The organism is Phenylobacterium sp. LH3H17 (assembly GCF_024298925.1).
GTDB lineage: Bacteria > Pseudomonadota > Alphaproteobacteria > Caulobacterales > Caulobacteraceae > Phenylobacterium.
The window spans coordinates 2,043,813-2,056,347 of sequence record NZ_CP101283.1 but is presented as its reverse complement, the minus strand read 5'-3'; the positions used below and the strand labels follow the sequence as shown (position 1 = coordinate 2,056,347).

Genomic DNA, 12,535 nt, shown 5'->3' with positions numbered 1-12,535 from the left:
TTGGGCCTGGCCGGAAGAAACCCCGGGCCCCGCTCCAAATGTTGTAGATATGTCGCGCCATCCGGCGATCTGGGCCTTGGCGGGCAAGGCGGCGCGAACGGCCCTAGCTTGGCCGTTCAGCTCTCGTTAACCAACGTCGTTGATAGTCACCAGACTCAGGCCCCTTGCCCTCGCGGCGCGAAGGGTCTTGCGCGGCCTCCAATTCTCACTGCATATCCGCGGGACCAAAAAGTTCCGTAGCCGACGCGGTGGAAATGACACGCTTTGCGCGCCTTCGCCGATCGCTTGATGAGCTATTTCCCGAGAGACATATCTATGTCCGCTCCGGCGGGGAAATGCGGGCGTTCGTACTGACCACAGGCAAACAGCTGGCCGGCGCCGGCACGGTGGCGGCTGGCGCACTGTGGATGGGCGTCTGCACCGCGGCCATGCTGGTCAACGCCATGGCGATTTCGGGTCACGACCAGGAATTGGCCCGCATGCAGGCCAAGTCCGAGCGCCTGGTCGCTGATCGCGAAGCTCGCCTGAACAGCGCCGTGGCCCAGCTGACCGCCGCCGAGGGCGGCGTGGATCAGCTGGCCATCACGGTCGAGAAGCGCCACGCGGCGCTCGCCATGCTGCTCAGCGACATTAAGGACGCCCCCGGCGTCGCCACCGCCCTGGCCCCCACCATCCAGAAGGCGAGCAACATCCCAGCCACCGTCAGTCCCATGCGCCGCATCGAGCTGGTGCGCGCGGGCCAGGAACGGCTGATCGATGCGGCCGACGACTTCGCCAAGACCCGGGCCGACCGGCTGCGGCTGGCCTTCCGGCTGGCCGGCCTGACGCCGTCGTCCTACGTGCCCAAGGGCGGCTCGCTGGGCGGACCGCTGATCGAGGCCAAGGATCCCCGGGCCCTCGCCGCCGTCCTGGACGTGGACGAGGGCTTCGCCCAGCGCATCCAGCACGCGGCGACCAACCTCTCCGAGGCCGGCGCCCTGGCCGAGGCCGCGCAGAACCTGCCCTTCGCCCGCCCGGTCTCCACCGGCACCAGCAGCGGCTTCGGCGTCCGCTTCGATCCCTTCACCCGTCGCCCGGCCTTCCATTCGGGCCTGGACTTCACCGGCGGCTATAACTTCCCGATCCAGTCCACCGCGCCGGGCGTGGTGTCGTTCACCGGTGTCCGGTCGGGCTATGGCAACACCATCGAGATCGACCACGGCCGCGGCTTCAAGACCCGCTACGCCCACCTCCAGGCCATCGCTGTCCGTCCCGGCCAGCGCGTGGCCGTGGGCCAGCGGATCGGAGCCATGGGCTCGACGGGCCGTTCCACCGGCCCGCACCTGCATTACGAGGTTTGGGTCAACGGACGGGCCCAGAACCCCGGCCGTTACGTGAAGGCGGGCGACTATGTTCTCCAGGGCGACTAAGGGCACCTCCGACAAGCTGGTTCCGGACATGGCGGCGCCTCCCGAGGCGAGCCGCAAGGCTCCACGGGCCCCCTCGCTGATCTCCGACAACATCACCATCGAAGGCAGCGTCATCGGCGAGGGCGAATTGCAGATCGACGGCGTGGTGCGCGGCGAGGTCCGGGTGGACAAGGTCACCATCGGCGAAACCGGCCACGTGGAGGGCGCGATCTTCGCCGAGGTCGTCGAGACCCGCGGCCGGGTCATCGGCCAGATCAGCGCCAAGCAGGTGCGCCTGCACGGCACGGCCTATGTGGACGGCGATATCACCCACGAACAACTGGCCATGGAATCGGGCGCCTTCTTCCAGGGGCGCAGCCTGAAGTTCCAGCGTCCCGCCGCGCCGCCCGCCATCTCCGCCCCGACCCTGGTCTCGGAGACCGAGGTCCGCGAGCCCAGCGCCCAGGTGGGCTGAGACCACCCCTCAGGGTTCGGACCTGAGTCGCATCTGGATGTCCTCATAGGCCGCGGATACGAGGTCCCGCAGGGCATCGGGGTTCACCGGCCGCCCTGCGCCAAGCTCCACATGCCGCATGCGCTTGCCAGCGCCTTCCAGCAGACCCTGCGGGTCGTCGAGCATGGCGCCGCGGAAGAATCCAACATTCACATGGGCCTTGAACGCATTGACGTAGCCAAAAGGCGCGTCCGCGACGCAGGCGACCGGGCAGCCATCGTGCAAGAGCTCCACGACGTCGGGGCCGCAGCCCCGCATGTGATCGAACCAGACTCGCGCAAGCCGCCGCAGCTCGTCCGCCGGCTCCGGGAGTCGGGCGTCGATCTCGGGGCCGATCCGGACCACGCCGGCGAACCAGGCGTCGACTTCGGGGTCTCGCTGGACGGCGCCGGAGAGCCGGAAGAGCTGGCTCATCTGACATCCTCGGGGTTAGGCCGCGTCCTCATAGGCGCCGTTCTTCAGCACCGGCGCGCAATGGCTGACATCCAGCTCCAGCGCGATCTCCACATCCAATTCGTGGCCGCGGTCGCTCAACTCCCGGCCCGACATGCAGTCGCCGATGAGGGCCGGCAGGTCGGACCTGGCGCAGCGGAACGCCTCGCAGGCCACCCGGGCCTCCGCCGACATGGCCAGGCCCAGAGCCTCGATCACCGCCCCGGCGCCGATCAGGTCCTCGATGGCCGGCCTCAGCGACCCGTCCGGCCAGCGTTCGCCGGCCGGGATGACCGCGATGTCGTGGCCCTCGGCCAGGGTCCGCGCCTTGGCCGCCACGGCCGAAGCATTGCGCAGGCAGCCGGCCAGCACCACGGCGCGTCCCCCGGCCAGGGAGAGGCGCGAACCGTTCGGCGACGGGAGCAACAGACGTTCGCCGGGGTTGAGCTTCCGCAGGCTGGCCGGTGACAAGCTGAGCTGACCCCCTGCCCTCCGACTGGCAGCGAGGCGCGCGCCCACCCGCACGGCCTCGTCCCTGGCGGCGTCCTCGTCGCCGTATGGGAAGGGATAGATCTTGGCATGCCGATGGACCGCCACATCGACGGCGGTGGAGAAGGACAGCACGTCGACGATCACCAGCACGGCGCACCGCTCACGCAGCGCCTCGACCCCGTGCAGCCCCCATTCGCAGCGGACCTTCTGCATCGCAACCCGCTCCTCGCTGAACGCCCAAATCAAGACGCCTCACGGGCCCGAATTGCAAACGTCGCCGTGGCTAGGCGCCAGCGTCGCGCGTCGAGCCGACCCGCTGGGCCAGGGAGGCGCCCATGAACTCGTCGAGGTCGCCGTCCAGCACCCCCTGGGTGTCGGAGGTCTCCACCTCGGTCCGCAGGTCCTTGACCATCTGGTAGGGCTGCAGGACGTAGCTGCGGATCTGGTGGCCCCAGCCGATGTCTGTCTTCTGGTCGGCGATCGCCTGGGCCTCGGCCTCGCGCCGCTGCAGCTCCAGCTCGTAGAGCCGGGCGCGCAGCATCTTCCAGGCTTCCTCGCGGTTCTGGTGCTGGGATCGCCCAGCCTGGCAGGCCACCGCCACCCCGGTCGGGATGTGGGTCAGGCGCACCGCCGAGTCGGTCTTGTTGATGTGCTGGCCGCCCGCGCCGGAGGCCCGGTAGGTGTCGGTGCGCACGTCGGACGGGTTGATCTCGATCTCGATGGTGTCGTCGACCACGGGATAGACCCAGACCGAGGCGAAGCTGGTGTGGCGCTTGGCGGCGGCGTCGAAGGGCGAGATGCGCACCAGGCGATGCACCCCGGCCTCGGTCTTCAGCCAGCCGTAGGCGTTGGGTCCCTTGATCTGCAGGGTCACCGACTTTATGCCGGCCTGTTCGCCCGAGGTCTCTTCCAGGAAGTCGACGGTCATGCCGTGCGCGTTGGCCCAGCGGGTGTACATGCGCAGCAGCATGCCGGCCCAGTCGTTGGATTCCGTGCCGCCGGCCCCGGAATTGATCTCCATGAAGGCGTCGTTGCCGTCAGCCTCGCCCGAAAGCAGGGCCTCCAGCTCGGCGCGGGCGGCGCGCTCCTTGATGCCCTTCAACTGGGCGCGGGCTTCCTCGAGGGAGGCTTCGTCGCCCTCCTCGTCGGCCATCTCAGCGTAGCCGATGGCGTCGGCCAGGTCGCGCTCGAGCGACTTCACCGCCTCGATCTGGGCGGCGAGCTTGGAGCGTTCGCGGGTGGTGGCCTGGGCCGAGGCGGCGTTGTCCCACAGGGTGGGATCCTCGACGCGGGCGTTCAGTTCATCGAGTTTGCGGAGGGCCGGTTCCCAGTCAAAGACGCCTCCTGAGCAGGTCGATCGACTGCTCGATGTCGGCCTTGGCGGCCTCGACATCCACTCTCATGGGAAATCTCCGAACCAGACGTACTCTGGGGTCGCGGCAGATAGCGCGCGTCGAGCCTCAATACAATCCGGTCATGTCGTCAGGCTTCTTCGCCGCCGGCGGCGGCGTGGCGTTGGGGGTCAGCTTCCCGTCGGGCCAGACCTGGTTGTAGGGCTGCGGCCCGACGCTGGGCGCGGCGGCGCTGGGCAGCCTCACCTGCGGTTCCGTGCCCGGGCGGAAGGCCTCGCGGATGCCGCGCACCATGGCGAACTTGGCGTTGGTGGGCGCCTTGAACTCGGTCTTTGGCAGGTCCCTGGCCGCCTCGGCCATGAACTCGGTGAAGATCGGCACGGCCGCGGTGGTCCCCGTCTCGCCGGTGCCCAGGCTGCGGTTGTCGTCGAACCCGACGAAGATCCCGGCCACGATCTGCGGCGTGAAGCCCACGAACCAGGCGCTGCGGTACTCGTTGGTGGTGCCGGTCTTGCCGCCCACCGGCCGGTCCAGGACCAGGGCCGAGGTCGCGGTGCCCCGCTGGACGACGCCCTGCAGCATGGAGGTGATCTGGTAGGCGGTGATCGGGTCCATCACCTGATCGCCGCCGGGCGGCACGCGGGGGCTCTCGTCGCCGTTGAAGCCGACGCCGCAACGGGGGCATTCGCGCTTGTCGGCCCGGAAGATCGTCTCGCCGTTGCGATCCTGGACCAGCTCGATCAGGTGCGGCTCGATGCGGCGTCCGCCATTGACGAAGGAGGCGTAGGCCGAGGTCAGCTTGAAGGGCGTGGTTTCCCCCGCCCCCAGCGCCATGGCCAGCACCTTGTCCATGTCCTTGACCACGCCCATCCGCTTGGCCAGTTCGCTGATCTTGGTCATGCCAACGCCCTGGGCCAGGCGCACGGTCATGGCGTTGCGCGACAGCTCTAGGCCGCGACGCAGGGTGAGCGCGCCGTAGTACTTCTTGTTGTAGTTCTCCGGCGTCCAGTTCTGGCCGGCGGCGCCCTTCAGCGTGATCGCCGAGTCCATCACCACGCTGGACGGGGTGTAGCCGTTCTCCAGCGCCGCGGCGTAGACGATCGGCTTGAAGGCCGAGCCCGGCTGGCGCATCGCCTGGGTCGCGCGGTTGAAGTTCGACAGCGAGAACGAATAGCCGCCCACCATGGCCAGGACCCGCCCGGAATTGGGCTCCATGGCCACCAGGGCGCCGTTGACGATCGGCACCTGGCGCAGGTGGAAGCCGCCGCTCTCGGCAGGCTCGACGAAGATCAGGTCCCCGACATTGAGACCCTTGCCGGCCCGGGCCCAGGTCACGTCCTGGCTGATGATCCCGCCGGTCATTCCGCTGTCGGCGGTCTTGACCCGCACCGTCGTCCCCGACGACTCGGTCACCAGGGCCGCGCGCCAGTCGCGGCGCTCGGCCGGCGGCTTCATCTTCTTGGCCATGGCCTCCCAGCCATCGGCCACCTCGACCCGGCCCCAGGCTCCCCGCCAGCCGTGCCGACGGTCATAGGCCTCAAGCCCGTTCATCAGCGCCACCCGCGCGGCGGTCTGCAGGCGCGGATCGAGAGTGGTGCGCATGTAGTAGCCGCCCTCGTTCAGGCGCGGCCCCAGGGTGGCCAGGCCTCGGCGGCGGACCTCCTCGACGAAGAAGTCGCCGTCGCGGTACTTAGCGCGGCTAGGGGCGTTCTGGACCTTCAGGTCCTCACGCTTGGCGGCCTCGGCGGCCTGTCGGCTGACCCAGCCCAGGCCAGCCATCTCGTCCAGGATCCAGTTGCGGCGGATGATCGCCTGCTGCTTGCGGCGGAGGGGGTGGTAGTTGTCCGGCCCCTTGGGCAGGGCCGCCAGATAGGCGCTCTCGGCCAGGGTGAGGTCCGAGATAGACTTTCCGAAATAATTGTAGGCCGCCGCGCCCACCCCGTAGGACCGGTAGCCCAGCCAGATCTCGTTCAGATAGAGCTCGAGGATCTGCTCCTTGTTGAGCGTCTTCTCCAGCCGCCCGGCCAGGATGGCTTCCTTCAGCTTGCGCCCCACCGTGGCGTCGCTGGTCAGCAACACGTTCTTGGCCACCTGCTGGGTGATGGTCGAGCCGCCCTCCAGTCGCCGGCCCTGGGCCGCGTTCTGGACGTTCTTGGCCATGGCCCGCACCAGGCCGAGGGTGTCGACCCCGGCGTGGCGGAAGAAGTTGCGATCCTCGGCCGCCAGGAAGGCCTGAGCGAGTTGCGGCGGCATGGCGTCATAGGGCACGTAGATGCGCCGCTCGCGGGAGAATTCCCCGATCAGCACCCCATCCCAGGCATAGGCGCGGGTGGCGGTGGGCGGGCGATAGTCCACCAGGTCGCCCGCGTCGGGCATGTCATGGAAAAGCCATGCCGCGTAGATGGCGACGGAGAACCCGGCCAAGGCGATTGCGCTCAGCACGGCGACGCCGGCGATCGCGACCCATCTTTCGGGGGGATTCAAGACTGACTGACCTCCGCGGGCCGCCGGGCCACGCTAAGATTCTGATCTAGCGTGCATCGCTGCGGGCGCCAACGGCCCTAAGCGCGCAGATCAGCCGATCAGCGGGCGGCGAGACGGGTCTGCTGGCCGAAATAGTCGTCGATGGCGTCGCCAACGCCGCCCATCAGGCGGCTGCGGCTGCCGGCGTCACGCAGCGTGGCTTCGTCGGCGGGATTGGTGATGAAGCCCATCTCCAGCAGCACGGCGGGCACGTCGGGGGCCAGCAGCACGGCCAGGCCCGCCTCGCGGTGGCTGCGGCGCAGCAGTTGCTGGTGGTCGTCGATCCGCGACAACAGCACCTCGGCGAAGGTCGCCGAGCGGTTGCGGGTCATGCGCTGGGTCAGGTCCAGCAGGATCGTCGAGACCCCGTTGTCGCCATGGGTTCCGGCGCGCATGAACCAGTCGTCCTTGTTGACGAACTTGGCCGAGCGGCCGCTGGCGCGATCGGCCAGGGTGTACACGCTGGCGCCGCGCAGGCTCGAATCGGTGCCCGAGTCGGCGTGTAGCGAGATGAACAGGTCGGCGTCGGCGCGCCGGGCGATCTTCACCCGGATGTCGTGGGCGACATAGACGTCCGAATCACGGGTCATCACGACCTTGTAGCGCCCGGTCTTTTCCAGGCGGGTCTTGAGCGCCCGGGCCGCGGCCAGGGTCACATCCTTCTCATTGCCCGTCGCGCCCTTGGCGCCCGGGTCCTTACCGCCGTGGCCGGCGTCGATGACGATGACCTTCTTCAGCGATAGCGGCGGCGCAGTGACCGGAACCACGGGCAGGGGCGCGGAGGTCATGCGCACGCCGGCGGCGACCATGGTTCGGGTCGGCGGCGCCTTGGCGGCCAGGTCGATCACATAGCGGTAATTGCCGATCCCATCGGCCGGCGGCAGCAGGAACCGGCGCTTGACGACCACGTCGGCGGCGAGATCGACCCGCAGTCGGGCTCCCGCGGCCCCTTGATCCACAACCCAATTCTTGACGAGACCGAGTCCCGCGCCCTGCAGCGGACCCTCCACCGAGGCGCCGCTCAGGTTCAGAACGAGCCGGCGGTCCTGCGCGCCGTCCGAGGCGATCCTGCCCGTGGCCGAGCGGTTCATGTCGATGACGATGCGGGTCTCGACCTGGTCTCCGCCCAGGCGGACCTTCAGAATCCCGGCGGTGACGCTGGCGGCCTGGGCCGCGGCGACGACGGCCAGGCAGCAGACGCCCGCGGCCGCAGCGGCCAGCACGCGCACGCTATTCGCCCGAAACAGTCCGCCAACCCGCGCGAACATCCAACCCCACACGCAACAGTTTGAATCTGAACCGTCATATAGCCTTAAGCGGCATGGACAAACGGTTAACCCGCGTGGGTCGCGAGCACGACGACCGCGCCGCTTTCCTTTTGTCGCTTAGTGTAGCAATGTCGCGCCGCGCTGGAGCGCGCCTTGCGTCGCAAGGCCGCAGTCCGCGCGAAGCCAGCGTCAGCTCATCGCCCCTCGGCGACGACGCATCATCCGATCCGCGTCCCGCTGAGTGGGGCGCGCCTGGGAACACACCAATGGGCAGCGCCGCTCGAGCCCCTTTCCGGCCTACCGCCCGCGATGTCGCTTTCGACACCGCGAACGGCGGATGCGCGCGCGCCCTCCTGCAAAACCGGCGGCGCCCGAACCTCGAGTTCGCGGCGCGCCACGGAGACCGCCTTAATGCCCAAGAAGATGCTTATCGACGCCGCTCACGCCGAGGAAACTCGCGTGGTGGTGATCGACGGAACCCGAGTTGAAGAATTCGATTTCGAGAGTCAGAACCGCAAACAACTCAGAGGCAATATCTATCTCGCCAAGGTGACGCGCGTTGAGCCGTCGCTGCAGGCGGCCTTCATCGAGTACGGCGGCAATCGTCACGGCTTCCTGGCCTTCAACGAAATCCACCCCGACTACTACCAGATCCCGGTGGCCGACCGCGAAGCGCTGATGCGCGAAGAGGCCGAGGAAGAGGACGATCACCCCGAGCCCCGCGGCCGTTCCTCGTCCAACGACGATGAGGACGATGACGACGCCGTCGAGGACGACGACGACGTCATGGAGGAAGAGGTCGCCCGGCGCCGCCGGCGGCTGATGCGCAAGTACAAGATCCAGGAAGTGATCCGCCGCCGGCAGATCATGCTGGTTCAGGTGGTCAAGGAAGAGCGCGGCAACAAGGGCGCGGCTCTGACCACCTACCTGTCCCTGGCCGGCCGCTACGGCGTGCTGATGCCTAACACCGCCCGGGGCGGCGGGATATCGCGCAAGATCACCACGGTCACCGACCGCAAGCGTCTGAAGGGCGTCGTTCAGAGCCTGGACGTGCCGGACGGCATGGGCCTGATCGTCCGCACGGCCGGCGCCAAGCGCACCAAGGCCGAGATCAAGCGCGACTACGAATATCTGCTGCGTCTCTGGGAGAACATCCGCGAGACCACCCTGCATTCCGTGGCCCCCGCCCTCATCTATGAGGAAGAGGACCTGGTGAAGCGGACGATTCGCGACCTCTACGACAAGGACATCGACGAGGTCTGGGTCGAGGGCGAGGCCGGCTTCAAGGAAGCGCGCGAGTTCATGCGCATGCTGATGCCGTCCCAGGCCAAGAAGGTTCAGCCGTATCGCGAACCGATGCCGCTGTTCGTGAAGTACCGGATCGAGGACCACCTCAGCCAGATCTACTCCCCGGTGGTGCCGCTGAAGTCCGGCGGCTACCTGGTGATCAACCAGACCGAGGCCTTGGTGGCCGTCGACGTCAACTCCGGCCGCGCCACCCGCGAGCGGAACATCGAGGCCACCGCGCTCAAGACCAACATGGAAGCGGCCGAGGAGGCCGCCCGTCAGCTGCGCCTGCGCGACCTGGCCGGCCTGATCGTCATCGACTTCATCGACATGGATGAGTCGAAGAACAACCGTGCCGTCGAGAAGAAGCTGAAGGACTCGCTGAAGGACGACCGCGCCCGCGTCCAGATGGGCAAGATCAGCTCCTTCGGCCTGATGGAGATCAGCCGCCAGCGCCGCCGCTCCGGCGTGCTGGAAGGCACCACCCACGTCTGCGAACACTGCGGCGGCGCCGGACGCGTGCGCACGGTGGAGTCCAGCGCTCTCACCGCGCTGCGCGCCCTGGAGATCGAGGCCCTGAAGGGTGGCGGCGAGGCGACCCTGAAGGTCCCGCGCGCCGTCGGCCTCTATATCCTCAACGAGAAGCGCAACCATCTGGCGCGCGTCCATGAGAGCCTCGGCCTGTTCATCACCATCGTGATCGACGACGCCCTGGCCCACGCCGACCACGAGATCGAGCGGACCTCCAGCGAGACCCGGCCTGAACACCAGGCCCTGATCAGCCGCGCCCCGATCCAGGCCTACCAGCCGGTCGACGAGGACCTCGCCGACGAGACCTACGAAGACGAGGACGAGGACGAAGAAGGCTTCGAGGACGAGGAGGCGGTTGATCGCGAGGCCACCGACGACGACGAGGCCGAGCATCGACTGCAGGACTCTGAAGAGGGCGATGATGATCGCGGCCAGCGCCGTGGTCGCCGCCGGCGGCGTCGCGGTCGCCGCGACGGCGAGCCGCGCGAGGCCACCGATCGTCCGGCCGCCGCCGCCGTCCCCGCCGCGGCCGAGGCCGCCGGTTCCGACACCGAGGACGACGGCCAGGGCGGCCGCCGTCGCCGCCGCGGCCGCCGTGGCGGTCGCCGGATGCGCGACGACGGACGTCCGACCGACGTGTTCTCCTGGACGCGCCCCTGGGTGCCCTATGGCGACGACCCGTTCGTCTGGCACGATCCGGCGGAAGACATCCCGGCGCCGCGCGCGCCGGTGGCCGCCAATGACGAACGTCCCGCGCCGGTTGCACAGGCCCAGCCGGTGATCAGCGGTCCCGACGTCGATGTCTGGGTCGAGCTGCCCGCCGTCGACGACAAGCCGAAGAAGACCCGCTCACGCCGGGGCCGCGGACGCGGTCGCGGCGAGGACGGCGAGAGCCCGGCCGAATCCGCTGTCGAGGCCGAAGCCCCGATGGCTGAAGCCCCCTCGGTGGAAGCGGTCGTCGAGCCGGTGATCGAAGCGGCTCCCGAGCCGGAACCCGCCGTCGAGGCGGCGCCGGTGAAGAAGCCGCGCGCGCGCCGCACCAAGGCCTCCATCGCCGCCGAGGCCGCGGCGGCCGAAGCGGTCGCCGAGACCGCCCCGGAAGCCGCCCCGGAACCCGAACCGGAACCTGCTCCGACCCCGGCCCCGCCCGTCGTGGCCGTTCGCGAGCCGGATCCCGCCGAAATCGGCGCCAAGCCGCCGGCGGCGGCCCGCAAGGGCTGGTGGCGAAGGGGCTAACACCTAAATGCGCTTTCGGGCCCGGTTTCCACTCGTCCCGAAAGCGCGCTAGGCTTCGACCAACGATTTGGCGGGGGGCGCTAGGAGTTTGTTCGGCATGGTCTCCCCTGCCCGTTCTTTTTCCCGCATCGCTCTGGCGGCGACCGTCGCCTTCAGCATCGCGCTTCCTGCCGCGCCCGCCCGCGCCCAGGACGAAGGCATCGCGCTGATCCGCGACACCGAGATCGAGGAGATCCTGCGCAAGGACTCCGAACCTCTCTTCAAGGCGGCGGGGGTCGACTCGAAATCCATCGAGATCCTGCTGATCGGATCTAAGGAGCTGAACGCGTTCGCCGCGCCCAGCACCATGGCCGTCTTCACCGGCCTGATCCTTGAATCCGACAATCCCAACCAGCTCCAGGGCGTGATCGCCCACGAGGTCGGCCACCTGGCCGCCGGTCACTCGGCGCGCTCAGGCGAGATGAGCTCGGCCGGCATGAAGCCCTTCCTGCTGACCATGGGACTGGGCGTCCTGGCGGCCCTGGCCGGCGCCCCCGACGCGGCCGCCGGCCTGGTGAGCAGCGCGGGCTATTTCGGCACTCTGGGCGCGATGGGCTACAGCCGCGAGCAGGAGAGCCGCACCGATCAGGCCGGGGCCGCGATGCTCGAGCGGGCCGGGATTTCGGGCAAGGGCCTGGCCGACTTCTTCGACAAGTTCCGCTACCAGGAAGTGTTCCAGGAGGCGCGGCGGTTCGCCTATTTCCGATCCCACCCGCTTTCGTCGTCGCGGATCGACTCCCTTCGCCACCGCGTCGAACAGAACGCCAGCTACGACAAGGTCGACACGCCCGAGGCGATCGAAGAGCACAAGGTCATGAAGGCCAAGCTGGACGGGTTCCTCAACCCGACCACGGCCATCGTGAAGTACGGCGAGAAAGACACGAGCTACGCCGCGCGGTATGCCCGCTCGATCGCCTACTACCAGATGAAGCAGCCCGATCAGTCGTTGAAGCTGATCGACGCCCTGCTGATCGAGCACCCCAAGAACCCCTATCTCTGGGAACTCAAGGGTCAGGTGCTGTTCGAGTTCGGGCGCGCCAAGGACGCCGAGGCGCCGCAGCGCAAGTCGGTCGAACTGAAGCCAGACGCGCCGCTGCTGCGGGTCAATCTGGGCCAGACATTGATCGCCCTGGACGAGCCGACCAAGATCGAGGAAGGCGCGGCCGAGCTGCGCAAGGCGCTCACCCAGGAAGACGACAACGCCGTGGCCTGGCGGCTGCTGGCCCAGGCCTATGACAAGCAGGGCAAGGAGGGCCTGGCCCGCCTGGCGACCGGTGAGTACCACTTCGCGCTCGGCGACGCCCAGCAGGCGCGCGTCTTCGCCATGCGCGCCCGCGAGAAGCTGACCAAGGACACGCCCGAGTGGCGGCGCGCCACCGACATCGTACTCACTTCCAAGCCCAGCAAGGACGACCTGAAGGACCTTGCCCGGGAAGGCTCGATCATCCGCAGTTCCACGCGCTAGCGCCAGGC

At 68.6% G+C, this 12,535-nt stretch carries 9 protein-coding genes; 4 read left to right on the top strand and 5 right to left on the bottom strand.

From position 1 onward, the window contains the following. Window positions 1-248 precede the first annotated feature (248 nt). Complete coding sequence (locus tag M9M90_RS10145) at window positions 249-1,409, top strand: M23 family metallopeptidase (RefSeq protein WP_254837036.1); 1,161 nt, start codon at window positions 249-251, stop codon at window positions 1,407-1,409. Further along, window positions 1,390-1,863 (top strand): polymer-forming cytoskeletal protein, encoded by a 474-nt coding sequence (locus M9M90_RS10140; protein ID WP_254837035.1) that lies wholly within the window; start codon window positions 1,390-1,392, stop codon window positions 1,861-1,863. Before M9M90_RS10145 ends, M9M90_RS10140 begins: the two co-directional genes overlap by 20 nt. Window positions 1,864-1,872: 9 nt before the next feature. Here M9M90_RS10140 and M9M90_RS10135 read toward each other — a convergent pair whose 3' ends face one another. The 5 genes from M9M90_RS10135 to M9M90_RS10115 form a co-directional block, all read right to left on the bottom strand. After that, complete coding sequence (locus M9M90_RS10135) at window positions 1,873-2,316, bottom strand: DUF1801 domain-containing protein (protein ID WP_254837034.1); 444 nt, start codon at window positions 2,314-2,316, stop codon at window positions 1,873-1,875. A 15-nt stretch (window positions 2,317-2,331) separates the two neighbouring features. Next, window positions 2,332-3,039 (bottom strand): 2-phosphosulfolactate phosphatase, encoded by a 708-nt coding sequence (locus M9M90_RS10130; protein WP_254837033.1) that lies wholly within the window; start codon window positions 3,037-3,039, stop codon window positions 2,332-2,334. A gap of 70 nt (window positions 3,040-3,109) precedes the next feature. Then, a protein-coding gene (prfB, locus tag M9M90_RS10125; protein ID WP_254837032.1) for a peptide chain release factor 2 occupies window positions 3,110-4,229 on the bottom strand; the annotation gives its coding sequence in 2 pieces (ribosomal slippage) (window positions 3,110-4,159 and window positions 4,161-4,229; 1,119 coding nt in all). 57 nt (window positions 4,230-4,286) lie between these two features. Then, window positions 4,287-6,662, bottom strand: coding sequence for a penicillin-binding protein 1A (locus tag M9M90_RS10120; protein WP_254837031.1), 2,376 nt, complete (start codon window positions 6,660-6,662; stop codon window positions 4,287-4,289). Window positions 6,663-6,760: 98 nt separating this feature from the next. Next, window positions 6,761-7,930 carry an N-acetylmuramoyl-L-alanine amidase gene (locus M9M90_RS10115; RefSeq protein WP_254837030.1) on the bottom strand — a complete coding sequence of 390 codons (1,170 nt, stop codon included), beginning with the start codon at window positions 7,928-7,930 and terminating at the stop codon, window positions 6,761-6,763. Window positions 7,931-8,380: 450 nt separating this feature from the next. Between M9M90_RS10115 and M9M90_RS10110 the strand changes: the two genes are divergently transcribed. Both M9M90_RS10110 and M9M90_RS10105 read left to right on the top strand, forming a co-directional pair. After that, window positions 8,381-11,023 (top strand): ribonuclease E/G, encoded by a 2,643-nt coding sequence (locus M9M90_RS10110; RefSeq protein ID WP_254837029.1) that lies wholly within the window; start codon window positions 8,381-8,383, stop codon window positions 11,021-11,023. Window positions 11,024-11,120: 97 nt separating this feature from the next. Next, window positions 11,121-12,527, top strand: a complete 1,407-nt coding sequence (locus M9M90_RS10105) for a M48 family metalloprotease (protein ID WP_254837028.1) — start codon at window positions 11,121-11,123, stop codon at window positions 12,525-12,527. The last annotated feature ends 8 nt before the right edge of the window (window positions 12,528-12,535 follow it).